The 26,302-nt window shown below is 35.2% G+C and carries 27 protein-coding genes; 23 read left to right on the forward strand and 4 right to left on the reverse strand.

Features of this window, described 5'->3' with window-relative positions; all coding sequences use genetic code 11:
- On the forward strand, window positions 1-849 hold the full coding sequence (locus tag JRC48_RS02970) for a hypothetical protein (protein WP_235070391.1): 849 nt from the start codon (window positions 1-3) through the stop codon (window positions 847-849).
- On the forward strand, window positions 839-1,576 hold the full coding sequence (locus JRC48_RS02975; protein ID WP_235070392.1) for a hypothetical protein: 738 nt from the start codon (window positions 839-841) through the stop codon (window positions 1,574-1,576). Before JRC48_RS02970 ends, JRC48_RS02975 begins: the two co-directional genes overlap by 11 nt.
- Before the next feature lie 137 nt (window positions 1,577-1,713).
- Here JRC48_RS02975 and JRC48_RS02980 read toward each other — a convergent pair whose 3' ends face one another.
- Window positions 1,714-2,022 carry a nucleoside triphosphate pyrophosphohydrolase gene (locus JRC48_RS02980; protein ID WP_235070393.1) on the reverse strand — a complete coding sequence of 103 codons (309 nt, stop codon included), beginning with the start codon at window positions 2,020-2,022 and terminating at the stop codon, window positions 1,714-1,716.
- Between the two features lie 116 nt (window positions 2,023-2,138).
- On the opposite strand from JRC48_RS02980, the gene JRC48_RS02985 reads away from it, so the two are divergent.
- Entirely contained in the window at window positions 2,139-2,855 is a 717-nt protein-coding gene (locus JRC48_RS02985; protein WP_235070394.1) for a phospholipase D-like domain-containing protein, read from the forward strand.
- Between the two features lie 30 nt (window positions 2,856-2,885).
- Here JRC48_RS02985 and JRC48_RS02990 read toward each other — a convergent pair whose 3' ends face one another.
- From JRC48_RS02990 to JRC48_RS03000, 3 genes are read right to left on the reverse strand one after another with little or no spacing between them, the layout of a single operon-like run.
- Window positions 2,886-4,247 carry a recombinase family protein gene (locus tag JRC48_RS02990; protein ID WP_235070395.1) on the reverse strand — a complete coding sequence of 454 codons (1,362 nt, stop codon included), beginning with the start codon at window positions 4,245-4,247 and terminating at the stop codon, window positions 2,886-2,888.
- Window positions 4,248-4,277: 30 nt separating this feature from the next.
- On the reverse strand, window positions 4,278-5,636 hold the full coding sequence (locus JRC48_RS02995) for a recombinase family protein (RefSeq protein WP_235070396.1): 1,359 nt from the start codon (window positions 5,634-5,636) through the stop codon (window positions 4,278-4,280).
- An 18-nt stretch (window positions 5,637-5,654) separates the two neighbouring features.
- Window positions 5,655-6,260, reverse strand: coding sequence for a helix-turn-helix domain-containing protein (locus tag JRC48_RS03000; protein ID WP_235070397.1), 606 nt, complete (start codon window positions 6,258-6,260; stop codon window positions 5,655-5,657).
- A gap of 367 nt (window positions 6,261-6,627) precedes the next feature.
- On the opposite strand from JRC48_RS03000, the gene JRC48_RS03005 reads away from it, so the two are divergent.
- The 20 genes from JRC48_RS03005 (at window position 6,628) to JRC48_RS03095 (ending at window position 25,760) form a co-directional block, all read left to right on the forward strand.
- Window positions 6,628-6,858, forward strand: a complete 231-nt coding sequence (locus tag JRC48_RS03005) for a helix-turn-helix transcriptional regulator (protein WP_235070398.1) — start codon at window positions 6,628-6,630, stop codon at window positions 6,856-6,858.
- 160 nt (window positions 6,859-7,018) lie between these two features.
- Entirely contained in the window at window positions 7,019-7,345 is a 327-nt protein-coding gene (locus tag JRC48_RS03010) for a hypothetical protein (RefSeq protein ID WP_235070399.1), read from the forward strand.
- Window positions 7,346-7,361: 16 nt separating this feature from the next.
- Window positions 7,362-7,592, forward strand: coding sequence for a hypothetical protein (locus JRC48_RS03015; protein ID WP_235070400.1), 231 nt, complete (start codon window positions 7,362-7,364; stop codon window positions 7,590-7,592).
- A gap of 152 nt (window positions 7,593-7,744) precedes the next feature.
- Window positions 7,745-8,671, forward strand: coding sequence for a hypothetical protein (locus tag JRC48_RS03020; RefSeq protein ID WP_235070401.1), 927 nt, complete (start codon window positions 7,745-7,747; stop codon window positions 8,669-8,671).
- 93 nt (window positions 8,672-8,764) lie between these two features.
- On the forward strand, window positions 8,765-8,944 hold the full coding sequence (locus tag JRC48_RS03025; RefSeq protein ID WP_235070402.1) for a hypothetical protein: 180 nt from the start codon (window positions 8,765-8,767) through the stop codon (window positions 8,942-8,944).
- A 14-nt stretch (window positions 8,945-8,958) separates the two neighbouring features.
- A complete protein-coding gene (locus JRC48_RS03030) occupies window positions 8,959-9,336 on the forward strand; it encodes a hypothetical protein (protein WP_235070403.1) in 378 nt (125 codons plus the stop codon).
- On the forward strand, window positions 9,333-9,887 hold the full coding sequence (locus JRC48_RS03035; RefSeq protein ID WP_235070404.1) for a single-stranded DNA-binding protein: 555 nt from the start codon (window positions 9,333-9,335) through the stop codon (window positions 9,885-9,887). The genes JRC48_RS03030 and JRC48_RS03035 overlap by 4 nt, the downstream gene beginning before the upstream one ends.
- A gap of 212 nt (window positions 9,888-10,099) precedes the next feature.
- Window positions 10,100-10,444: a phage terminase small subunit P27 family gene (locus JRC48_RS03040; RefSeq protein WP_235070405.1), complete on the forward strand. Its 345-nt coding sequence runs from the start codon at window positions 10,100-10,102 to the stop codon at window positions 10,442-10,444.
- Window positions 10,445-10,475: 31 nt separating this feature from the next.
- Window positions 10,476-10,910: a phage holin family protein gene (locus JRC48_RS03045; RefSeq protein ID WP_235070406.1), complete on the forward strand. Its 435-nt coding sequence runs from the start codon at window positions 10,476-10,478 to the stop codon at window positions 10,908-10,910.
- Between the two features lie 2 nt (window positions 10,911-10,912).
- Window positions 10,913-11,815 carry an N-acetylmuramoyl-L-alanine amidase gene (locus tag JRC48_RS12710; protein WP_304941325.1) on the forward strand — a complete coding sequence of 301 codons (903 nt, stop codon included), beginning with the start codon at window positions 10,913-10,915 and terminating at the stop codon, window positions 11,813-11,815.
- Between the two features lie 508 nt (window positions 11,816-12,323).
- Window positions 12,324-13,325, forward strand: coding sequence for a LacI family DNA-binding transcriptional regulator (locus JRC48_RS03055; RefSeq protein WP_235070407.1), 1,002 nt, complete (start codon window positions 12,324-12,326; stop codon window positions 13,323-13,325).
- Between the two features lie 217 nt (window positions 13,326-13,542).
- A complete protein-coding gene (locus JRC48_RS03060) occupies window positions 13,543-14,910 on the forward strand; it encodes an extracellular solute-binding protein (RefSeq protein WP_235070408.1) in 1,368 nt (455 codons plus the stop codon).
- 24 nt (window positions 14,911-14,934) lie between these two features.
- Window positions 14,935-15,849, forward strand: coding sequence for a carbohydrate ABC transporter permease (locus tag JRC48_RS03065; RefSeq protein ID WP_235070409.1), 915 nt, complete (start codon window positions 14,935-14,937; stop codon window positions 15,847-15,849).
- Between the two features lie 13 nt (window positions 15,850-15,862).
- Window positions 15,863-16,681: a carbohydrate ABC transporter permease gene (locus JRC48_RS03070; RefSeq protein ID WP_235070410.1), complete on the forward strand. Its 819-nt coding sequence runs from the start codon at window positions 15,863-15,865 to the stop codon at window positions 16,679-16,681.
- 36 nt (window positions 16,682-16,717) lie between these two features.
- Window positions 16,718-19,144 (forward strand): glycoside hydrolase family 31 protein, encoded by a 2,427-nt coding sequence (locus JRC48_RS03075; protein ID WP_235070411.1) that lies wholly within the window; start codon window positions 16,718-16,720, stop codon window positions 19,142-19,144.
- A 614-nt stretch (window positions 19,145-19,758) separates the two neighbouring features.
- Window positions 19,759-19,998: an AraC family transcriptional regulator gene (locus JRC48_RS12745; RefSeq protein WP_202966247.1), complete on the forward strand. Its 240-nt coding sequence runs from the start codon at window positions 19,759-19,761 to the stop codon at window positions 19,996-19,998.
- A 367-nt stretch (window positions 19,999-20,365) separates the two neighbouring features.
- The gene (locus JRC48_RS03080; RefSeq protein ID WP_055275817.1) at window positions 20,366-21,037 is read left to right on the forward strand and encodes a response regulator transcription factor; all 672 of its coding nucleotides are present in this window, start codon (window positions 20,366-20,368) and stop codon (window positions 21,035-21,037) included.
- Between the two features lie 3 nt (window positions 21,038-21,040).
- Window positions 21,041-22,375 carry an ATP-binding protein gene (locus tag JRC48_RS03085; RefSeq protein WP_055275819.1) on the forward strand — a complete coding sequence of 445 codons (1,335 nt, stop codon included), beginning with the start codon at window positions 21,041-21,043 and terminating at the stop codon, window positions 22,373-22,375.
- 42 nt (window positions 22,376-22,417) lie between these two features.
- On the forward strand, window positions 22,418-23,698 hold the full coding sequence (locus tag JRC48_RS03090) for a sulfite exporter TauE/SafE family protein (RefSeq protein ID WP_235070412.1): 1,281 nt from the start codon (window positions 22,418-22,420) through the stop codon (window positions 23,696-23,698).
- Between the two features lie 1,591 nt (window positions 23,699-25,289).
- Window positions 25,290-25,760, forward strand: a complete 471-nt coding sequence (locus JRC48_RS03095) for a hypothetical protein (protein ID WP_235070413.1) — start codon at window positions 25,290-25,292, stop codon at window positions 25,758-25,760.
- The last annotated feature ends 542 nt before the right edge of the window (window positions 25,761-26,302 follow it).

A 26,302-nucleotide genomic window follows, 5' to 3' on the forward strand; every position in this document is an offset into this window, starting at 1 on the left:
ATGATTTATAAAAAAGAAGCTAATTTTCCATATCCTCTCTTAACCAACACCTCAGACTCATACGAACACTGTGAATTTATTTTAGATATCGATTTACAAGAGAATACGGATTATTATCAACTTAATGTTACATCAGAAGTTGAATCAGAATTTCTTAAAAATCTAATTCAAACCCAACAAGCAAAACTTATTCTTGTCATTCAATCCAAAGATAATAAATTTTATGACGTAAAGTTAAAAGAAGATCAAATTACCATTCCAAAAACACGTCTCTCATTAAGTAAACGAACAACACTTCAATTACTCATTCAGGCAGTAAGCGATGTGAACTTTGCAACAAATGAGGATTTAGCAAAATTTTATGATGCTATAAAACAAGATATTACCGTACCTAAACACTCAGTGCTTGGATTTTCAAATTGTGTCCTTTTTGATGGAAGTACAAACAAACCGTTCGATCTGTTTGAAAAGAAATTAAATCCTGATTTAAAATCTGAAATCGCCATTGATCTTGGTAGTGAAACGATCGTTATTAGCTATAAGAATGAAGAATTACAATTCAATGATTCAAGTTTAAGTGGAATCTTAAATAATCCATATATTTATATGGGACTTCAAAAAGCACTGTATCGTTTTATTATTAAGTACGGTGAAGATGATCAAGTTTATTTAGATGATATTGAATATCCAGAAGATGGGCTAGATTTCAAACTGTATAATTTAATGAAGAGCAAAATGGTAACAGAGTTAAATCCTGAAAATATGGATGAAGTTATTTCTAAAATCTCAGATAGAATTTTAAATAAGTTTACGAGTGCAGTAAGGGGGCTATATAAAAATGGAGATTAGTTTATTAAATAAAGGTTATAAAAATAACGAAGCCTTCTATAATGCCTTTTTATCAAATAATATGGAAGAGTTTTTAAGCGACGAGATCATAAATTTAGAATCTGCTCCAGACTTTCCAATTTATCTTAATATAGCGGATGAAACTGAACGCACCAATCAATTCATCCAAGCATTTACAGTGATCGCTAATCATTATTTACATACTGATCGTGACATACATTTTGATGAACAATTTTGGCACTCGTTTTTATGTACAGCAAAAAGAGAATATATCTTAAATAATTATCCTCAAGTTAAAATGGGAGTAAAAGAGTTTAATAACGTTGTACTAAAGAAGTTTGACTGGGAAAATTATGTTTATAAATGTATTCTTGGTGCTCAATATGTCGTTGATCATGTTGCTGATCAAACAAGACATGAGCATTATTTTCGCTTAATTGCTGAAAATTTAGACATGTTCAATTACATGTTGAAGTATGCAGTTTTTCGTAATGGAGAGTTTATGATTAATATTTTGGATATTATTGATGAGCATGACTTATCAAGTACCTTAAAACAAAAAATTACATGGCGTGATGATTTAGGAAAAGATGAGCGTGTAGGACGTCGTGTATTATTTGAGTTTAATAAAAGTTATCCAATTGTCTTATTTCCTATGCTAAGTAAGGAAGAATTAGAGCCTTTGTTTTTTGAGTATTTAGAGATGTATAAAGAGCCAAATAACTAAATTTTATTAGCTTGTCATTATTTTTGTCTGATTGAAAATTGAACAAAGTTTGGATAGACATGAACGTAGTGAATTGTATAATGAAATTTCATAGATCTATATTAAAACCACCCGTCCATAACGGGTGGTTTATTTTATTATTTTGTTGATTTTAAGATAATGTTTTTTTCAAAACCACCACGAGCTTGTTTTTTCTCTTGGCGTTTAGTTAATAAGTCTTGTTCTGAATAGCCAAGTTTATGAGCTAGTCCAAATAAGACTTCCATGACATCAGCCAACTCTTCTAAGTTTTGATCCGTTTTAAATTCACTGACTTCTTCATCTAACTTTTTTAACAGGTAGTCAAAGGCAACTTCGTTATTTACGACTTCAATGGTTGCTGTTTTTCCAGAGGTTTCAATGATTTCTGGGATGAGGTCACGAACTAATTTATCATAGGTTTTCATAAAATGTCTCCTCTATATTTTGAATAATTTTATTATAGTAGAAGCGGGAATTTCTGTCAAAAACATTTAAAAAATGATAGAATATTAACTAAAGATTTAACAGGGGAGAATGACAAATGCAATCACAAAGATGTATTACTGGGTATGATGATTATTTATATCATCACTTAAAAGAAAGTTTTAAAAAGGCGACTAAAGTTGATATTATCGTGTCTTTTTTAATGGAATCAGGCGTTAAACTTTTAGAAAATGAGTTAATCGAGATTAAAGATAGAGATATTCCTATTCGCATTCTAACAGGAAATTATTTGAATATTACACAACCTTCTGCGTTATATCGGCTAAAAGATATCTTTGGAGATCGTGCTGATTTACGTTTTTTTAATGAGCCAAATCGTAGTTTTCATGCAAAATCTTATTTCTTTGAATATGAAACTGGGGCAGATATGTATATCGGATCGTCTAATTTATCAAAATCTGCTTTAACATCAGGTGTTGAATGGAATTTTAGGCTAGATAAATCCTCACATGAAGCGGACTATCATCATTATTATCAAGTGTTTGAAGATCTTTTTTATAATCACTCGATTCAAATCACAGATGTGGAGCTTGATTTTTATTCAAAGAACTGGAAGAAAAATAAAATTTATCATACGATTCCGTTTCCAAATACAACATCGACTGATTTAGTAGCAGATCAATCGAGTCGTTATGTGGTGGACTTATATACACCTCGTGGGGCTCAGATTGAAGCCTTATACCACTTAAAGAAAACAAGAGAAGAAGGATTTGATAAAGGCGTGGTGGTTGCAGCTACTGGTGCTATGTATTGAAAACGGAAAAAAAGTTATTAAAAAAATAAGCTATTGATTCCAAATAATATCAAGTCCATCATCTGTTACGATGATTTTTTTTATGAGCAAATTCACAATTTCTGTTTGAGTCTGTAGATCACATTCAAGTAGGTTAGGAATTCCGTTTTGAATGAGTTCTTCAATTTCTGATTGTTCCTGTTCAGCCAGTTGTTCTTGTCGTAAGAGTTCCTCTTTTTGTTCATTTAAAGCTTTTAGCTTTTCATCAAGTGCAAACTTAGATAACCGATCATCCATATATAAATCAAGTAGTTTGGCTATTTTTTTATCAATACGGGCTTGTTCTTTTTCAAAGTTAATGGGTTTTGATTTTAACTTAATTTCTCCGCTACTTCCAAGTCTTTCAATTCGATGAAAGACTTCTTTTTCAAAATCTTCACGTTTAATCTTTCGACTAAAACACTTGCTCTCGTAGCGGGATGGTAAGCGACAACGCTGACAAACCATATCTAGTCTTGTTTTAATGGTTTGATTAGCTCCTTTTATTTTAACTAAATAAGGTCTATATTCTTCACCGCATTTCCCACAAAAAACTTTTTTGGTGAAAACTTTATTTTTCGTATTCGTTGAATACGTACCTTTATTGCCTTCAATGACCGTTTGGACTTGATTAAACAGTTCTTGAGAAATAATGGGTTCATGTGAGCCTTTGAACCATTCTCCAGCAAATGAAACCTCACCAATATAAATTTTATTTTTAAGAATACGGATGATTCGCTTGAGTTCAATCTCTTTAAACCCTTCTTTTTCGAGTTGTTGCTTGACTTGGGTAAAGGATTGTAATTCAAGATACGTTTCAAATATCTTTTTAACATGGTGACACACTTGTTCCTCAATGACAAGACTCCCATCATCAAGTCTCTTATAACCATAGGGGACTTTACTACACGATCCTGACCAAAGCCCTTTTTCTTGAACCATTTTACGATGACAGTTCCATAAGCGACTGGCTATCGTTTCACGTTCTAATTGAGCAAAAACGGATAACACACCGATGGCTGCACGACCAAAGGGAGTAGAGGTATCAATGGTTTCAGATAAAGAGATAAATTCAACTTGATAGGGAGTGAAAACTTCTTCAATGAGATAAAGCGTATCACGTTGGCTACGACTCAAACGATCCAGTCGATAAACAACCACGACATTCACTTTATTCTTTTTAATATCTTTTTGTAATTGTTCAAGAGCCGGACGATTTAAGTTAGAACCGCTATATGCACCGTCCACATATTCGGTGACTTCTGACCATCCTTTAGCGGTGCAAAAAGCGTGAAGACGTTCTCGTTGCATAGGAATTCCGTATTTTTCAACTTGTTGTTCAGTTGAGACTCTTAAATATAAGGCGACCTTCATTTTAATACCTCCAACTATCCATTCATTTGTTTATTGATTCCAAATCACTTCTAATTCATCATCTTTAATAATAATTTTATCAATAAATAAATCGACAATGGCTGTTTGGGTATCAATATCAGATTCAAATAGATTAGGAATTCCATTTTTGATGAGATCTTGCATCAGATTTGTTTCATACTCTGTTTCTTTAGACTGAGTTAATAACTTTTCTTTTTGGCTATTAAGTTCTTCTAACTTCGTATTCAGTGTTGCTTGTGGCAAACGATCATCCATATATAAATCGAGCAGTTTATTGATCTTGTCATTAATGACTTTAATTTTTTGTTCATAGTTAATAGGTTTAGATTTTTTAGCAAACTGAATTTCACCACTGGTCTCTAGATTTTTAATGCGGGTGAAGATTTCATGCTCTAAAACAGCTCGTTTAATGTTACGATTAAAGCATTTGCTTTCATATTTAGCAGGGAGTTTGCGACGACGACAAATCATATAGTAGTAAACCGGACCATTCTTTTTTTGTTGCTTCCCGTAAGAGAGATACGTTTCACCACAACAGCCACAAATCACTTTCTGACGAAAGACGTTATTTTTAATCTTTCCAACGTTTTGTCCTTTAAAATGTTCATTCACTTTTTGAGCCGCATTGAATAAATCAACAGAGATAATCGGTTCATGTGAACCTTTAAACCATTCACCTGCAAAAGAAACTTCACCCACGTAAAGTCTATTTTTAAGTAATTTTATAATACGGTGTTTGGGTAAAGGTTCAAATCCTTCTTTTTCTAACTTTTGTTGAACTTTAATATAGGACTTTAAGATCACGTATTCTTCAAAAATCCGTTTAATGTGTTCGCCTTCTCGTTCATTTAATACGAGCTTTCCGCGAGGATGACGGGTATAACCATATGGGATAAAATCAGAACCACCCGCCCATAAGCCTTCATCTTTCACCATCTTTAAGCGTCCTGATCGTAGTCGTTCCGTAATGGTCTCACGTTCAAGTTGAGCAAAGACTGACATCACCCCAATCATGGCACGACCGAAAGGAGTAGAGGTGTCAATGGTTTCTGAGATTGAAATAAACTCAACATTATTAGGAAGAAACATTTCCTCAATTAAGTACAGGGTGTCACGTTGACTACGACTTAAACGATCGAGCCGATAAACAATGACCGCATTAATTTTTTTATTTTCAATATCTTTTTGTAATTGCTGTAAGGCAGGACGATTTAAATTAGAGCCACTGTAACCACCATCAATGTACTCTGTAATTTCAGTCCATCCTTTAGAAACACAGAATGCTTTAATTCGTTCCTTTTGAAGCGGGATACTGTAATTTTCTACTTGTTGCTCAGTGGAAACTCTAGCATATAAGGCAACTTTCAATGCAATTCCTCCTACTGTTTATTGATTTAAGAATGGGCTAATCGCATAACAATACTTTCCGATGATATTGATATTTTTAATTTGATCTGCTACGAGTGTTAAGATATCGCCATCTTCTAAAACAGGGCGAAGTGTCACAATATCTTTATCGACCAGGTATAGCTTTCTAATGATGGCTTTATTTTCATTAAGTGAAACTGCCACAATGTCACCACTATTGATTTTGGCTTTCTTATCAAAGATGGCATAACATTCACTATTAATGAAGGTTGGATGTGCCATCTTAATTCCGATGAATTGTCCTTTCATCTGCGGATAGGGATTTTTAATTTTAGCAACCTGATTTCCTAGTTTATCTCCATAAACATCATCATAGATTGATATTTCATCGAGTTCACACGTTACATATTCTTCTGCCCCCATGATGGCTAGGTGTGAAATGTTTAACGCTTTTGAAAGTAGCTTTAGCTTATCGCGTTTAATATTGATAATGTCTCCAGATTCCCATTTAACAATCGTTGTCCGATCAGCATGACACAAATCTGCTAGTTCTTGTTGAGTCAGTCCAAGCTCTAAACGTCGTGATTTAATAACATCTTTCATTTCCATTAACCCATGAGTCATCTTGTCTATCATCCTTTGTCTGTATGAATTTATTATCATCATATCGAAGTTAAAGAGGATATGCAATATATGGATGTGATTCTAAATCACTTTGAAGATAAATTCGACAAATCAAAACATTAATTAACAAAAGAAAGAGAATTTAACATCATATCCAACATAAAATAGGTTTTATGTCGAAACTAAGAAAAGTCTCATAAAATAATGCTTATTTCGAGTTAATATTCAAATAACAATTCACAAATGTTAGTGTTTTCATATTGTTGAAGCGAAAAGATTGTTATATTATAGGTGTGACTCAAGACAACATTTGAGGGGGCAGGATAGGTTGAGTTTCATTAGAAAAGAGACATTAGGGGGGAATATCATGAATATTGTATTATTTAAGGAATACCTTGAATTACGAGGAATGACGATTACTGAGTTCGCAAATGCTCTAGGGGTGAAAAGAAGCTATGTTTGTGCTCGAATGAAGTATCCTGATCGATTATCAATCGGTGATATTATGTCAATGTCACGCTTATTGAACCTAAGACCTTATGAAATTACGAATGTGTTTTTTCCAGAAGAGGCTAATTTTAGCCTCTCTGATCTTTAATCATCAGTCTTATTTTTTAACCATTATGTGATTTAATTCAACTTTTTTATTTCTTTATAGCGTGATTAATACTCACATAATATTAATATATTTCGTATTTAACGTGATTTTATTCATCTTTTGTGAATCAAATTTTGAAAATAATTAGGGGGGGAGCATTTTGAAGGTTAATACGCCACTTGGAGTTTTAGAGTTTTCAGATGCTTTAGAAAATTACGGCTATCGGTCAGTTGATACCAATAAGCCATTAAAAAAATTAGACGTTCAAACGTTTGAAGATGAAAAAGAGGTTTTATGGTATAAAGATGCAACTGATCAGATTATTACAAAAATTAGTTGGGTTAAAAACAAACCACAAGATTACGTGTATACGTGTGGCTGTGGTTATAAATTAACATCAGGATTCGATTTAGAAAGTATTCAGTGTCATGAGTGTGGGAAACTGATGACAAAATCTTATATTGGATTAATTGCAAAAGTCGTTTAGAAATGGGGGCATGACGATGGTAGCGGGATTTTTATTTAAAGAGTACGAAATCAATCAAGAAGGGATGGTCACAGGGTATCAAGTGATTTTAGAAAATGAACAAGTAGCAACACTGGAATATCGTAGCCAACATCAGATGTGGATTGGGGCGATGTTAAAAGACATTAAAATCATCACAAGATGTGACCGATCAGTGATGCGAGTGGTAGATTGGCTTATTCATGAAATCGAGTGTCATCATTCTTAGTCATTCATCACGATAAATATAAAAAGGGATTCGACAAAAAGAGAAGAATTTCTTCTCTTTAACGAACTTGTATAGGATATTAACAAGTCGTACATGTGTTCTTTTAGTAGAGGGATGTCGAATAAGTGGAAATGAATGTGGGGGAAATCGTGATGAAGAAAAAAGTATTTGATGATTATGATTATGAACGGGTTTATAATCAATCGTTTAATGAGTTAACAGGGGAATTATTAAATGAAGTTGTGAAACCGTTAAGGGGAGTGGCTTATACAACCGCAACGATCAAAGCGGGAAATCAATTAGAAGTAGAAATCTATCCTTCATTTAAAAAAGAGATTCCAGAGATGATTAAGCGATTTAAACAAAAGAAACGTCGTGAAAGTAGTGAAAAACAAAAGAATTTAAATGATCGAAATGCTAAGAAAAAAATGATGCGACTCGTTCATGAGAATTTTTATACAGGAGACTATTGGTGTACGTTCACGTTTAAAGATGAACCAAAGGATTTAGAAACAACAGAAAAGTTATGTCACAATTTTTTTAGACGAATTAATCGAGCAAGAAAGAAAAAAGGATTAGAGAATGCCAAGTATGTGTATGTGATCGAGGAAGGAACAGCGGGTACTGAGCGATTTCACCTTCATTTAATTATGGACAATGGCTTAACCAAAGCAGAAGTTGAATCGAAGTGGAAAATCGGTGCATGTACCCTTCGCACCCTTAATTATTACAAAGATGAAAATTTTATTGGGGTATGCAAATACATGATGAAAGATGAACAGACGTATCAACCCACTGCTGCTCGGATGAAGGGGAAGCGACGTTGGGGAAGTAGTAAGGGGAATTTAGTGATGCCTAAACCGACTAAGAATCGCACGAAAATGAGCAGACGTAAAGTGATGGATCTAGTGCTAAATCAAGATTCGATTTCTGAAAAGTTAGAACGTGAATATCCGATGTATCACTTTAAGGAAGTTGAAATTAGATATAGTGAGTTTAACGGTTTATTTTATATTTATGCCAGGATGCAATCTAAAAAGCTGAGAAGGCGGGAATCCAAATGTACAACTCGAACCTAGTAGCCAAAATTCATCATGAAATTTTTGCGATGCTAGTGAGTTCATAGGTTGGATGCCGTATGAAGCTAGATTAAAGCGAATGAGGGGGAGAAAATGAAGGAGTTAAATCAAATTCATGGATTTGATATTGAAGTGTTAGCAGAAACAAAACGTATTTTAAGACTTTTAACGAATAATGAATTGGTCGCTATGGAACAAAGAAATCGAGCAGAATTTTGTGCTAAGCACTGTGAACAATTAGAACGGAGACTACAACAGTTTATCAATCATTGATAGGGGGGATCATGATGACGTTAGAAGATTACTTACATCGTGAGGGGATGGAGCTATCGACATTTTCTAAGCAGTATAACCTTGATTATCATCGTTTATATCGTGTGAAGAAGGGCGCGATGACAAGAGATGAAGCAATTAAGCAAGTGTTTGAAGAGTTAGGAATCAGTCACCCTTCAAAGGAAAAGGACGTGGATGGAGAGCCGAATATGTTGTTTCTTTCCCAAGAGCGGATTTGTATTTCGTTAGAAAGTTCAGGGGAGATTTATTGCTATTATCTTCATCACTTACAACAACTTGAAGCGTATCTAACTCGGTATCGTATTCCGTATTACGTGAGACAAGCAAACGATCATTGGCTGGTGAAATATGATAAGGAGGCGAGGGAATGATTAATCAAGTAATACTCGTTGGGCGAACGACCAAAAACATCGAACTTAGGCAAACTAAAAGCGGAACGAATTATGTTCAATTTACGTTAGCGGTGAATCGAACGTATAAAGGGAGTGAACAACAAGCGGATTTTATTAACTGTGTGGCATGGAGTAAAACGGCTGAAACATTGGCTCAGTATGTATCTAAAGGCGTATTAATTGGCATTGAAGGACGATTACAAGTGAGGACTTATCAGAATGGGTCACCTGCGCTAAGTAGCGGAGCTATTAGCAATCCACAACTGGCAGGGAATGAAGCGGGGATTCGTCAGTACATCTGTGAGGTTTTAGTGAACCGATTTTTCTTCTTAGAAGCTAGAAAAAATAGTGCCACTCCTGAACCAATGGAGCCGACGTACTTACAAGCACCATCTGAGAACTCAAACTCATCCACTTCCAATCAGCAGAATAATTACAATAATCCATTTATCACCGCTACCACGTTAGCAGGAGGATTACATTCTAATATCCCAACGATTTCAATACATGAGGATGACTTACCGTTTTAGGGGGCATCGGTAACAGCTTGGATGATGAAACGCTGCTTTTTGGTCTGTACGGACTTGGTTTAGATGGACGTGGAAAACTCCCAGAGTTTTCAATGACGTTTAGTAGATCGCTGAGGTGTCGTACACATCCAAGAGGATAGGGTGGAGATTGGGATGAAAGCGCAAATGGACGTATACTAAAGTTAGAAATAATCGACTAAGGGGGAGGAAAAATGGAAAAACGATTAAGAGGGCGTGCGGATTTAGTGTATCAAGCGAGAGAGGATTTGCCTGATGAAGTGAAGCGACTTTATGAGGCGATTGCTTGGCATTTACAAGGGGCAGATGTGTTAAGTAACTTAGACATTGATTTAATTGAAATGACTGCCTATGCCATTTATCGAATGCGACAAGCGAGACAATCCCTTGATCAAGAAGGGTTACTCATTCAACAAGGCGATAAACTCATTAAAAATCCAGCCGCTAACATTGAAAAAGACTATCAAAAGATTTTTTGGCAAGGTTGCCTTCAACTTGGATTAAGTCCAGTCAGTCGAGCGAAGTTAGAGCAACACTAATGTCATGAGATAGCAGAAAGGGGGTGTCGGTGTGGTTTTAACAAAAGTCATTGAAATCTTTTCACATGAAATTTTAGTGCCAGTTGGGGGAATGACACTGGTGGTCTTTTTTATGGTCTGTGACATTTTAAGTGGAATCTTTAAAGCTATCGCACAGAAGCGTGGCATTAATTCAACCGTTGGAACAAATGGACTGATTCGAAAGGCGGGTGTCTTACTAGCATTATTAGTGTTCATTGTGATGGATTCATTGATTGAGTTTAACTTTGTGACCTTTATTCCAAGTGAGATTTTAACATTCTTTAACGTTGAACAGATAGGATTAGGTCATGTGATGCTTTGTTTTTTTGGACTGTTTGAACTCGTGAGCTTATTTGAGAATTTAGGGGAGATTGGAGTTCCCTTGCCAAGTTTTATTACGAAGTCGCTTGAACGGTTGAAGGAGACATTAGAGGGGGAGGAATAAGGATGTATATCGTTAAACAAAACTTAGTTTCCAAAGAAAACTACGCCATTAAATGTCCATACGAGATGACAGCCGAATGGATCGTGGTGCATAATACAGCAAATGATGCCTCGGCACAAAATGAAGTGGCCTATATGATTAACAACAAAAATCAAGTGTCGTTTCATTATGCGATTGATAATCAAGAAGTCGTTCAAGGATTGCCGATTGATCGTAACGCTTGGGCGTGTGGAGATGGAGCAAATGGAAATGGGAATCGAAAAGGCATTCAAGTAGAAATCTGTTACTCTAAATCAGGAGGAGGACGCTTTGATCAAGCCGAAAAAAATGCCGCACACTTTATCGCTAACTTGTTAAGAGAGCGAGGGTGGGGCATTGAGAAGGTTAAAAAGCATCAAGATTTTAGTAACAAATATTGTCCGCATCGAACCCTTGATAAGGGATGGAATGGCTTTATTCAGACGATTAAAAGTTATCTAAATGACGTTCCAACCATTTCATCACAAGGCTTTAAAGTCGGTGATCAAGTGAAGGTGAAAGCAACAGCGACCACGTATGCCACAGGACAAACCATCGCTTCATTTGTTAAAGGCTCAATTTATGAAGTCATTCGAGTGAATGGGAGTCAGCTTTTACTCTCTAAAATCATTTCATGGGTAAAGGAAGGAGACGTTGAAAAAGTCAATGAAGGCAGTACAGCCATTACAACAGAATCCTCCTTCTTAGTAGAGATTATCTGTGATGAACTCAATATTAGACAAAAAGCCGACTTTAACTCTAAAGTGGTTGGCACAGTGAAACGGGGGGAAGTCTACACGATCATCAACGAAGAGAATGGACTTGGTAAACTCAAATCAGGTGTTGGTTACATTAGCCTGAACACGAAATACGTGAAAAGAAAATAACAGGGGGAGAACAAAAGTTCTCCTTTTTTGCTGAGTTCGAGTAGAATGCAGTAATTTTAATCAATAAATAATTTAAAAATTAGACATTTCTTTAAATACTTGAATAATAGGTTAAAACAGTATGAAGTCAATATTCAATTGAACTCAATCTATATTTATTTTAAATCTGATTTGAATTATAATAGTTAATGTTGTTTAATTTTGATATAGATTGTTTAAATTCCTCTAAAATTTGCAGTAGAATAAAGTGGATATGTTACAATTAATTAGGCATTTATTGATGAATGATGAGAAGGTCATGTCTTTAACTATACTGTCGCTAAATAAATGAAAAAATCGAAGGGAACCTCTAATATTATTAAGTTAATGAAATGATATCTGCCATAGAATAACTAGATTGAGGTAAAACGTTTAGATTTGCTATACATAAAAAAGACAGTCGTGTATTATAAAAATATATTGTTTATTCATTTGAAGTGGATTTAACAGGAAAAAGGAGAAGTTAGGTTTGAATTTAAAGATGATTGCAAAAGAGGCTGGGGTAAGTGTAATGACAGTATCGAATGTCATCAATGGAAAGTATGGAAAGGTATCGGATAAGACACGTGAACGAATAGAAGCAATTATTGAGAAGTATAATTATACACCGAATCAAAATGCAAGAACCTTAGTCGGAGCGAAGTCGCGTCTGATTGGTATGATATTGAATGTAAACGAAGATGGTTATATTGATAATCCGTATTATTGTAATTTGATTGGGATGTTTGAATCACGGCTTGGAAAGCATGATTATTTTTTATTGGTAAAGTCCATTGGTTCGATGCGGGAAGCAGTGAGTGTTATTAACACCTGGAATGTTGAAGGGGTTATTTTTGTAGGATTATTTGAAGAAAATGTTCAATTGATTAAAGATGAAATTAATATCCCGTTCATTTGTATAGATACTTTTGTGAATTTAGAGGGGGTAAGCTGTATTTCCGCTGATGATGCTCAGGGCGGCTATGAGGCAACGAAGTATTTAATTGCTAACGGACATGAAAAAATTCTATTTATTTCTCCTAAAATTAATATTAATGGAGTTGTTAAGGAACGTTATGATGGCTATTGCAGGGCTTTACGTGAGGCGTGTTTAATTCAAGAGATGCAGGTATTAGAAGTAAATAGATGTACAGTGGAGGAAGGGGAGCAGTTGGCACAAAGAATTGTTGAGCTAGGTGTGACGGCAGTCTTCGCAACGGCGGATATTTTAGCAATTGGAATTATGAAAGGATTAGAAGCGTTAGGTAAATGTGTTCCTGATGATGTTTCAGTCATTGGATTTGATAATTTAGATGTGAGTAATCTAGTGACGCCAAGTTTAACGAGCATTAATCAACAAGTGCCACAAAAAGTAGATGTGGCGATTGAGACATTATTAGAAATGTTAAATGGACAAACATTAGTGGGAAAAACCGTGAAGATAAAACCGGATATAGTCTATCGAGAAAGTGTTAAAAAACTAAACAAATAAGAGTTGAAGTTGATATGACCTCAACTCTTATTTATTTAAAAAGAGCCTATATTCGACAATCAAGGCTCTTTCGACTAATAATAGTGGGGGTTGTGGCTAGCTACAAAAAAAGTTTATCGTTAAACTCGTTTTTTTTGTAAGCGCTGTTTACAAGTGTTTTAGGGGAGGTTAGAATATAGGTGTAATGTTAAACCTAACTTGAAGGAGAGAATAAAAAATGAGTTTAAATGTGAAGAAAGTATTATTGTATTCAACAGTATTTCTTGGGGGAGTTAGTACACTGATTGGCTGTTCAAATGGGGGTGGAAATTTTACTGCGGTGACTGAGCCTAATTCAGGATTAGAAGTGTTAGGAGATACAATTAAATATGATCCAAACAAGTTAGTGAACAATGGTGAGCCCATCGAATTAGAGTTCTACGTGTGGGATGATAGTGCAATTAAAGAAATTGTTGAAAGTTATGAAGCCCTATATCCGAATGTTGATATTAAAATTGTCGTGAATCCATGGGACGATTATTGGACGAAACTACCACTTGCACTATCTGGAAATGATGGACCTGCATTATTTAATGTGCATAATAGTCATCATGATAATATTATTAATTACATGGCACCTTATGATATTCCTCTTGAAGATTTAACAGCTGACTTTTTAGGTGTTGAACCTCACGTGATTGATGGTGAAGTTTACTACACAGATTATGGAATGATGACGGGAGTTATTTTTTACAATAAAGATTTATGGGCTGCTGCAGGTTTAACAGACAATGATATTCCAACGACATGGGATGAATTCACTAAAGTCGCTGAAAAATTAACGATTAAAGATGGAGATAAAATTACACAGGCTGGATTTAATATGAATGGCGATTTTGGAAATATTTTATCAGGAATACCATATCAATTAGGACAAACATTATTTGATGAAAGTGGTACAAAAGCAACAGTTTCAACAGATAAAAACGTTGAAGTTGCGCAATATTTCTATGATTTATATACAGAAGTTGGTGTTGGTTCAGGTGACTTTGGAACAAAAGCTGAGGAAAGCTTTGGACAAGGCCAGTCAGCTATGGTTTATAAATGGGGACATTACAACAATACATTATTAGACAAATATCCTGATATTAATTACGGTGTATTTGAAGTCCCAACATTCACAGAACAACCATTCGCATATGACCGCTATAATGGAGAATCAACATTTGGAATTAACAAAAATGCAGATGAAAAAGAACAAGCAGTTGCGCAAGATTTCATTCGTTACTTCTTAGCAAATGACGACCTACAAAAAGATTTATGTTTAGCATTAAGTGTATTCCCAAATAAATATTCACTTGCTGAGGATGCTGACATTCAGGCTCATCCAATTATGAGTGTGTTAACGGATCACATCGATCATTATATTTGGCCAGGAACAATGCCAGCAACAATTGAAAACACATTGAAACAAGTTGCGGAAAATATTATTTATAACGGAATGGACATTAAAGCAGCATTAGAAGACGGAGAAAAAACAATGAATGCTGATTTAAGTAAAGTTGACTTTGTATCGAGTGAAGCAGCATATGAATATGCCGAATAAGTAGCGGTTGGGGGGACAGTTACCATGACGACATTAGCTTCTAAAACAAAAAAAGTAAGCATGGTCCGATCAAAGAAAGGATTACGAAGTAAGAGTGAAATCTTACTTCGTAATTTAGTTGTTATCGGTTTGTTAGCTTACTTTACTGTATTTTTAATTATTCCAATTATTATTGCGTTTGTTGGAAGTTTTAATCAATGGAATCCGTTAAAAGGTGAGTTTAATTACATAGGTCTTGAAAACTACATAACGATGTTTAGTAGTGGGCTCTTTTGGAAATCAATTGCGAATACGTTTATTTTCTCAGCTATCGTTATTATATTTCGCGTCGCTTTAGGGCTTGGAATTGCGTTAGCAATTTACAGTAAGTTCGTTAAAAATAAAACCTTCTTTAGAACTATTTTTTATATGCCTGTTGTGACACCACTTGTCGCAGTAGCTTATGTGTGGACTTTTATGTATAACCCACAAATCGGGTTAGTAAATAGTATACTTGGAACAAATATTAACTGGCTCTTTGATGCGAAATATGCTTTAGGATCAGTTATGATGATGACGATTTGGAAAGACTTTGGATATGCGGTTGTTCTATATATCGCTGGTTTATGCTCATTGCCAAGTGATTGTTTTGAAGCAAGTAGTATTGATGGGGCAAATGGTTGGCAAACGTTTCGTCATATTACGTTACCGCTATTAAAACCAACTACATTATTTGTTGTCGTGACATCATTAATTTCATATTTACAGACGTATGTTCCAATTATGGTTATGACGCAGGGGGGGCCTGGTACAGAGACGTATTTATCGTCGTATATCATTTTTGAAGAAGCATTTGTAAAATATAATTTTGGTTATGCTTCAGCGATGTCTTTTGTTTTATTTATTTTAATTGGCTTATTGACAATGTTATCGTTTAAAATTACGAATTCAGAGTCATAGGGGGGCATAAAGGATGAATAAAAAGTATAAGTTTTTATGTAATGTATTACTAGGGTTATTAGGGATTATAACGGTTATTCCTTTCGTCTGGATGTTTTTATCTTCATTTAAACATAACACGGAGATTGTTTCATTAAGTCAGAGTTTTTTCCCAAAGGAATTTACGTTTGATAATTATGTTGGAATTCAAGATAATTTTGATTTTATTCGTTTGTTTATGAATAGTTTGTTTGTCGCCTTAGCAGTCACAGGGCTTGTAATTTATACGAGTACGATTAGTGGATTTGTGTTGAGTAAGTATCAGTTTAAGGGACGTAATTTGTTGTTTGGACTCATTATGGCAACGATGATGATTCCATGGGCGGTAACGATTATTCCACGGTATAGTATGATTTTGAAGTTTGGTTGGATCGATAGTTATGCGGCTCTTATTATTCCATCATCGGTCAGTGCATTTGGTATTTTTATGTTAAGACAATATATTTCAACAATTCCAGATGAAATTATTGAGGCAGCACGTATTGATGGGGCAAATGAATTTTATATTTTCCATAAAATTATTTTTCCAATGGCACGTAATGGAATTTCAAGTATTGCCATTTTTCAATTTTTGTGGATTTGGGAAGATTATTTATGGCCATATTTAGTGATTAATAATGAGGCAAAGCAGTTGCTATCGGTTGGTTTGAAGGCGTTTAATGGACGTTATGGAACGGATTATGGGGGATTGTTTGCAGCCACGACGATTTCAATTATTCCAGTCATTATTGTGTATTTAATTTTCCAAAAACGATTTATTGAAGGAGTAGCAGCTTCTGCTGTTAAAGGATAAGTTAAATAGAATGGATAAAAAGGATGGGGACAAGTAATGGAAAGTTATATTAATAAACAGTTTCAGGTGAAGTTTAAGCCATTGGTAACAACAGGGGCAGTTATTCAAGGAAAGGCATATCGCATTTCATTTTTAACGTCTCGTTTAGTTCGATTAGAGTATGAGGAACATGGACGTTTTGAAGACTTTCCGAGTCAAGCATTTTGGTATCGTGAACAAGAGGTTCCAGATTTAGAGATTAAAGAGGATGAATCAGTGATTGAAGTTTCAACTGAACATTTGCGCTTGAGATATGTGAAAGATGAGGTGTTTAGAGGAGATACGTTAAGTATTGAGTTGAAATATTCATGTAAAATGTGGCGTTATGGGATGCAGGAAATTCAAAATTTACAAGGTACAGCTCGTACATTAGATGAAGTAAATGGAGAGTTGCAGCTTGAAAAAGGATTAATGTCAAGAGATGGTTATGTTGTTATCGATGATTCAAAGTCACTTGTTTTCAATGAAGCGGGATGGCTACAACCACGCGCGGCATCTGGTGTGGATTGTTATTTCTTTGGTTATGGAACGGACTATAAAGGTTGTTTAAAAGATTATGCAAAAGTGTCAGGAAAGACACCTCTTATTCCACGTTTTGCACTTGGAAATTGGTGGAGTCGTTATTGGCGCTACTCTGATGAGGAGTTAATGAAATTAATGACACGATTTGAAACAGAGGAGATTCCACTTTCAGTATGTATTATTGATATGGATTGGCATAATGTTGAAATCGATCCGAAGTACGGTAGTGGTTGGACAGGATATACGTGGAATCAGGATTTATTTAAAAATCCAACGGAATTTTTAAAATGGCTACATGATCACAAGTTGAAAACAGCGTTAAATTTACATCCGGCAGATGGAATTCGCGGACATGAAGATTGCTATGAAGACGTGGCGCGTTTTATGGGAGTAAATGTCGAAGAGGAACAGCCGGTTCAGTTTAATATTAGTGATCCAAAATTTATGAAAGCTTATTTTGAAAAGGTACATCATCCAATGGAAGCTGATGGGGTAGATTTTTGGTGGATAGATTGGCAACAAGGTCAAAATTCGAGTATGAAGGGATTGGATCCACTGTTCTTTCTAAATCATTTACATTACCTTGATTTAGGGCGCAATACAAAAAAACGTGGGTTTACGTTTTCACGTTGGCCTGGACTTGGTGGTCATCGTTACCCAATTGGTTTTTCAGGGGATACTATTGTGACGTGGGAGTCATTGCAGTATCAACCTTACTTTACGGCAACGGCAGCAAATGTTGGTTACGGTTGGTGGAGTCATGATATTGGGGGACATATGCAAGGAATTGATGATTCGGAGTTGTATGCGCGTTGGGTACAATATGGAGTCTTTAGTCCGATTAATCGGCTTCATACGTCAAGCGGTATTTTTAATCGTCGTGAGCCATGGAGGCATAGTCATGAAGCATTTATGACTGCGAAAAAGTTTTTAAAATTACGTCATGAATTAGTGCCGTATATTTATTCAATGGCTTGGCGTAATGAACAAGAAGCGATTCCACTTGTTACACCACTTTACTACGATTATCCAAATAATCAAAAATCATATAATTATAAAGGGGAATATTATTTCGGTTCAGAGTTATTAGTTGCACCCCATTTAACACCACGATCACAGGTAACGCATCGCAGTTGTACAGAAGTATGGTTGCCAGAAGGAGATTATTTTGATTTCTTTACTGGTGAGCCTTATAAGGGGGATAATATATATTCGATGTATGGATGTCTTGAAGAAATGCCAGTATTTGCGAAAGCAGGAGCAATAATCCCAATGGCGCATATTGATGATAATTCTATTGAAAATCCTAAAAAACTGGATGTTTTAGTATTTGGAAAAAAATCAAATGAATTTAAGTTATATGAAGATGATGGCGAAAGTCGTGAGTATGAACGTGGAGCTTATGCTGTAACACGCTTTAATTTACAGGCACAAGATAATTGTCTGATTTTTAAAGTATCACCGGTTGAAGGTGAGATTAGTGTCTTACCAAAAACTCGTGATATTACCTTAAAATTTAGAGGTGTATGTGAGCAGGCAGCAGTCTCAATACAAGTCAATGGATTAACGATTGAAGCAAGTATATCATATGAGGCAACTAGCGCAACGTTAAGTATTAGTTTACCAACTTATCGTTATGAGGATGAAGTTGTCGTAACATTACAGGATAATTACTTATATAAGTATCTAAAAGATATTAATAGAGCTATTATTGATTTCGTACAAGAAGCAAATATTCCAATGAATGACAAACAAAAATTTGAAACTCATGCGTATGGGGTTTTAGATGAAAGTATAACAATTAGTGAAAGAATTATGCGTACTCTTGCAATGCCAATTGATGATGAAATTAAACAAGCCGTCTTATCTATTTTAGTCAAAGCCAAAATGGATGAAGAATAAAAAAATATAGCTTTTTACATTCATTGTGGCTTCTATAGTTTTTTGAGGAGGCTCATCATCAATAGTAGGTGTTAAATGCCAACTCATAGGTACTGTTACTACATTCCTAGTAAATTGAGGATAAGTTTGTAGAATCATTAAATACAAAAATTATAAATAACAGTTCAGACGTGAGCGTTACACGCTAGGCTCTGAACTGTTATTTACTATTGCTATTAAGTTATATCTTCTTATTAATTAAGGAAGAAATTGAAGTCACAAGACGAATAAGAAAACCAACACGGCATAAATGCGGTGTTGGTATCCTTGATTTTTTGGGAATGAATTTAAAAAGCATTCACATTAATCATGTGCCTCCCGCTGCAAGAATTAATCTAACTGCATTTTCCCTAAATATCAATCCACCTGCGTCATATCCTACGGATAGTTTAGACGGGTAGAATTGCTATTTAGGTGCATTTGCTAATGATAGTATATAACTAGAATATAAAATAGATAGGCTAATCATGTATACACATCATTAGCCCTTTCTTATCCTATCTTTCACATTTAAAAGGGATATAACTTCTAAGCTTATCGAGCTTTTACCTAGTGCAGAAAATAGTATCGAACAGGTGGTATTAAAACTTGGTTATAGTAAGCGAACACTTCAAAGAAAATTAAAGGAAGAAAATACAACCTTTCAACAGCAACTCAATCATACTCGAGAATTATTAGCGAAACATTATCTAAAAAACTCAGATCTGACAAATGAGGATATCGCTTATTTATTGGGATACCAAGATTCAAATTCATTTATACGCGCCTTTCAGATGTGGACAGGAGTCACTATTAGTGAATATAGAAAAAAGTAGATGATATTTGAGCAGGATTAGAGACAATTATACATAAAATTATATTTTGATACATTATATCAAAATGAAATTTGAAAATATCGATTTAAACTCATTTTTTAACAGGAATAATCAGAAAAATCTTTGAAATCCTTGATAATAAATAAAAAAATAGTTATCTTAAATTAGAACTTTTCTAACAATAGATAACTATTTTTTATTTGTAATCATTACGTACGATTATTTTTTTGTGGATATGGGGGAATCGAAACCTCATCCTGAAAGTTATTGATGATTTCTTTATTTGTTCTTCATATCTTTTTTGTATAATAGGGGAAGTATGATTTAACCTAACTAATGTTAGTTTGTTTTTTTGGAGGCTATGGTTATGTTTAAGATTTTATTGATTGAAGATGAAGTGATGGTTTTGGATGTTTTGCGTGCCTACCTTGAAAAGGAAGGCTATTCAGTGTTAGCAGCGACAACAGGACGTGAGGGGATGCGTCTGTTTCATGAGCATGAGGTGCAGCTTGTGATTTTAGATTTAATGTTACCGGATCGTAGCGGGGAGTCGATTTGTCAGGAGATTCGTCAAACATCTGATGTTCATCTATTTATGTTAACGGCAAAAGGAAGCCTTGAACATCGAATCGACGGCTTAAATATGGGAGCTGATGAGTACTTAGTGAAACCCTTTAGTCCACGTGAGCTAGTGGCACGCGTCAATGCGTTATTTCGTCGATTGAAACCTACATCATCAGAACTTCAAATTGATGAGCGTTTAAGTTTAGATTTGGCTGGGCATGTGGTCAAAGTGAACGGTGAAGTCATTTCCTTGACGACAACAGAGTTTAAGTTATTGGCTTATTTAATTGAGCACAGAGGGCAAGTATTATCGCGGGAGCAACTCATTGAACAGGCGCTGTGTGCTGATTTTGATGGTTATGATCGTACGATTGATGTTCATATTAAAAATATTCGTAAGAAAATAGAAGTCGATACGAAGCAACCCCGCTACATTGTGACCGTCATGAAAGTCGGCTATAAGTTTGGAGGTTAGAACATGGCATTGCGAAGAAAACTCGGTCTCTTACTTTTTGGCTGTGCTCTTTTAACGACTGTTCTTATTACCTTTTTTGTCAATCGAACCATTCAACATCAATTTGAGCAGTATATGCATGACAATCAAGCGAAGCGTAATGAGCGCCTCATCACGTATTTTGAAGATTATTACCAGTCACATGGAACGTTTGATGAGCGAGCAGGGGCAGAGCTTGCACATGAAGCTTACATGAATGATTATTGCTTGGTTTTGATGGATGCTAACTCTAACGTCATCTGGGGTATGAGCCCAGATGAGATGAAATTAGAAGCGGGAGAAATCTATCAGGCAAAGACCTATCATTTAATGGTTAACGATGAAACGATTGGGTATTTAGAAATCGGACAACATACACCACTGCTTTTATCAACAGAAGATATCTATTTCAAACAAGCGATCAATCAAAGTATTGTGATGAGTGCAGTCATTACAATCGCTGTAGTTGGGGGAATTAGTTTTATTTTCTCCAAACCATTATCAAAACCGATTAAAAAAGTGTCAGAAATGGCGCTTCGCTTAGCGCAAGGTGATTTCAAAGAAGAGATGATCGAGTCGATTAACATTGAAGAGCTTGATAGTTTACAAAAAAGTATGAATCTTCTGGCCAGTACATTGACCTCTCATGAAGAGGCACGGAAGCAACTTGTATCAGATGTATCACATGAATTAAGAACGCCACTTAATATTTTGCAAACCAATTTAGAAGGAATGATTGATGGGATCATCCCAGTTAATGAAATAAGACTTCAAGCTCTTCATCAAGAAGTTGTTCGTTTTGGAAAACTGATTAGTAATTTAGAAGTATTAAAGCAGTTTGATACGAAGACCATGAAATTAGAACTAAAACCACTTGATTTAAAACCACTTATCTTACAGCAAGTCCCAGAGTTCACAACGTTACTTAGGCAAAAGAAAATAAAATTAACTGTCGATTTACAAGAGGCATGGATTGAAGGGGATTCTGATCAATTAAAACAAGTGTTTATTAATTTAGTGTCTAATGCCTATAAATTTACACCTGAGTTCGGGGAAGTTCAAATTTGTTTAACATCTAGTCAAAATACGGTGCAAGTCAGTATTTGTGATACTGGAATTGGAGTTGAGAAAGAGCATCTTTCTAAGCTTTTTGACCGATTTTATCGAGTTGATCCTAGCCGTCATCAAACCGAAGGGAGTGGAATTGGACTTACTATTGTAAAGAAAATTGTCAAACTCCATGGGGCGCTGATTGAGGTAGAAAGTGAAGTAGGGAGAGGAAGTACGTTTATTTTGACCTTTCATCGCTATTCTTCATAACTCCTTTATATTTTTTTGATAAGATATCGAAGAGGTGAGAAGATGAAGCAAATCGAGTTAGTTGTTGAAGGGATGCACTGTCAGTCGTGTCAGCATCTCATTGAAGAGGCGTTAAAAGAACAAAACGGCGTGAGAGTTGCCCGAGTGAATGTGGAAAAGAAGTTATTGAAGCTAAAGTATGATGAGAAAGTGGTCACACTTGAAGCACTAAAGCGTGTTGTTGAAAAAAAGGGGTATCAATTATGGACGAAGGATGAACAGAAACACCATCAAATTCAAGTGATCTGGGCTATTGGGCTAGCGCTGATTTCATATGTGTTACTCGAACGAGTGCTTCCAGACTTAAGTGGTGTTTTAGCGACGGGTGAGAGTGTCAGTTTTGTATTGTTATGGGTTGTTGGGGTGACGACATCATTTCATTGTGTGTCGATGTGTGGTGGAATGGCTCTATCACAACTCGTTCATCAGGGGAATAATGTGAAACGATCAGTGTTATATAATCTAGGGCGTGTCATTTCATATACGTTATTAGGTGGAATTATTGGAGCACTCGGTTCATTTATAACGGCGGATTTAGCTATTTTTAAGGTGCTACCTGTTGGTCTTGGAATTGCGATGGTTTTCATGGGGCTTGGTAAGATAGGGATTATTAAACTCAAGCCAACGATTATGGGGAAAAGTGTCAATCGAACGTTGGGACATGTGAAGCGAAAAGCAGGTTCGAATCATGGGCCTTTCTTTGTTGGACTATTAAATGGATTCATGCCATGTGGTCCGCTTCAGTTGATGCAACTTTATGCACTAGGAACGGGAAGTTTTACGCAAGGTGCCTTATCGATGTTCTTCTTTAGTTTAGGAACCGTGCCGTTGATGCTGGGACTAGGTGTCTTTTTAACTCGAATGTCTATTTACGCTCGAACATTAGTGTTTAAAATTGGAGGAGCGTTAATTATCGTGTTAGGACTAAATATGACCATGAGTGGATTAGCAACCTTAGGAATTGGCGCTGATTTTTCATTCGGGTCATCTTCACGAATCGAGGCTCAAATGGACGGGGACATACAGGTCGTTTCCTTAAACTTAGAGTCACGTAATTATGGAGATATCGTTGTGAAAAAAGGAATTCCAGTCAAACTTCAAATTGAAGCGACGCCTCGAATGTTAAACGGCTGTAATCGTAGTTTGAAAATTCCAGAGTTTAATATTCAGATGAATTTAGATTATGGAAATAATGAAGTCACTTTTACCCCAACCAAAACAGGAACATTTACCTACTCATGCTGGATGGGAATGATTCGTAATACCATTAAAGTAATCGAATAAACAAAAGCTCGTCAGATAAATTCTGATGAGCTTTTTTGACTGTTTTTTTATTCAGAAATAGGGTATTTAAAGATAAATCATCTGTTCTAGAAACTAGAGTGCTTTATGTTACAAAAGGTATTTTCATAATCATGTGTAATCCCGCTACAAAGAATAATCTACTTTCAACTTTACCCTAAAACTCATGGTCTTGTTACTTGCCTTGGCTACTGGCGTAGTGGGGGCAGTACCAAGACCTTTGTTTTAGTCAAATGTATTCAATGAAGGTCATTAATAGTAGCGGGAGATTTTTCGTTGTGAATAAAGACTAAAGCTTAGTACCTAGAATTTGATAAAAGCCTCAACGGTTGCAAGGCAACGATTGGGGCTTTTATCATCATCAAGAGAAATATAAATACAAGGTCTATAAATAACCGTTCAGTCGTGATCCGTAAACGGTAGATCCTGAACTGTTATTTAATCGAATTACTAAATAGTATCTTCTGATTAAGGAAGAAATCGATGTAGCAAGAACAATAAGAAAACCAAAATGACATGAACTCATGTGGTTTTGGTATCCATGTCTTTTATAGTAATAGGGATATAAAAGAGGATTGAAATAACCACTGTCATCCCGCTACAAGGAAAGATAAAATCTTATATCCAAAAGAAAGAGTCACTAAATGATCAATCCCACCAGTTACCCGCCTATTGCATCTGTCGGGTGGGGTGTGCTTGATCGTTAGCTTCGTGTAGCGGGACGTTTTTAGATATGAAAAAAGCCCTAATCGTTGTAGGGGGATACAACCATTAGGGCTTCATTAAAAGTATATAATTATAAGGAGAGAGAATAAAGTAAAAAAGATTTCGGAGAGTATTTCATAAATACTAAGGGGAATTACATCTATGTTATAGGAATAAATTGCTTATTTTATTCAAGTAATTAAACAAATTTTTATTAATCAAGACTATTCCGCTACCATGAAAAATTTAAACTTCATGATCCATAACTGATAACAAGATTATCACTAAGCATCCATCCCTTTTCTCCCCATATCGTGCCGATATTGGGGTGGTGGGGTGGTTGCTTAGTTTTTTTATCCAACAAAGGGCGTTCTTAGTAGCGGGACATTAATAATTACACATCTTGATAGTAGAGAGGGACTTCCACCCAAACGGTTGCAAGGCAACGGATTTGGGTGGAAGGATATTTGATCTCACGTATTTAACAGGGTTATCTTTTATTAAATTCATCTTCTTATTCAGGAGATCATTGAGATAACAAGGTGATAAGAAAACCCACACGACACGAGTGCGGTGTGGGTATCCTTATCTTTTTGAGACAGAGTATAAAAGACATGCTTTACTAATCAAGACTATCCCGCTACAAGCATTACTTTTAGTACATTTCCCCTAACGATCCATCCACTCGGCTTCTATCCTAACGGATATTCAGGTGCGGTGGATGTGCTAGTTAGGGTTGCTTTGATATAATATTACAGTCTATCATATCAAAAGATTTCTCACTATATTAGCAAATCTAAACATTGAAGAAAATATTGTAAATAATATATAATGTTGGTTAGATGATTATAAAAATGGGGTGTTTATTATGTGGAAGTGTAGAAAGTGTAGTACTGAGAATCCTAACCAATCGGCTTATTGTCAAACTTGTGGAGAGAGGCAAGAAGATATTAAGGGATTTACAGTACAAAAAAAGACATTACAAGAGATGGATATTAAGCAAATGTATATTGAGGCAGAGAATAAAATACCTAGCGGAGATTATTCAGCCTTAGAGTTATATGCAAAGGTTGTATCATATGTTGGTGTAGCAACTATTATAGCATTAATCTTGCAAGTAGTGGTCACTATTGTAGGATTTAACTTTATGGATTTAATAGGGCTTATTACAACAGCAACTATAGGTATTTCATGTTTTATTGTCTCAAATCTAATTGAGTTAGTAATTGATTTAAAAAGTGAAATTAATTTTAGTGCAAAAAGTAGCTATGTTAATGCACAAATAAATAGAGAGTTATTGGATACCTTAAAAGAAATTAAAGAAAAATCCAATAAGTAGATAGTTTTTATATCATTATGAATTGATTGCAGATAATTATTGGATGAACGAAAAGTATATTAGACATTAGCATTAAGTTGTTAGTGTCTTTTATTATACCTTAAATACCCTAGAATTCCTTACAGAATCAATAACGGATAGGGGTTGGAAGGATATTGAATCTCAGTTATTTAACAGGGATTAGTTTTTATTAAATTGATCTTCTCATTCAAGAGATCATTGAGATAACAAGGTGATAAGAAAACCCACACGGCAGGGCTGCGGTGTGGGTATCCTTATTCTTTTGAGACAAGATATAAAAGGACAGACTTTACTAATCAGGAATATCCCGCTACAACAGGGCATCAAATGTCATATTTCTAGATAGTCACTAACGTCAAGCCCACCTAGTTACCCGCCTATTGCATCCGTCGGGTGGGGTGTGCTTGATCGTTAGTTTAGTGTAGCGGGATATTTTTAAAAGTTTGCAATAATAAAATTCCACGAATAACACCAGATTATATCGGTAAAATATGGCTTTTGTTTTCGAATCTAGATATAAT

The sequence above is a fragment of the Turicibacter sp. TJ11 genome, assembly GCF_021497505.1.
Classification (GTDB): Bacteria; Bacillota_I; Bacilli_A; order MOL361; family Turicibacteraceae; genus Turicibacter.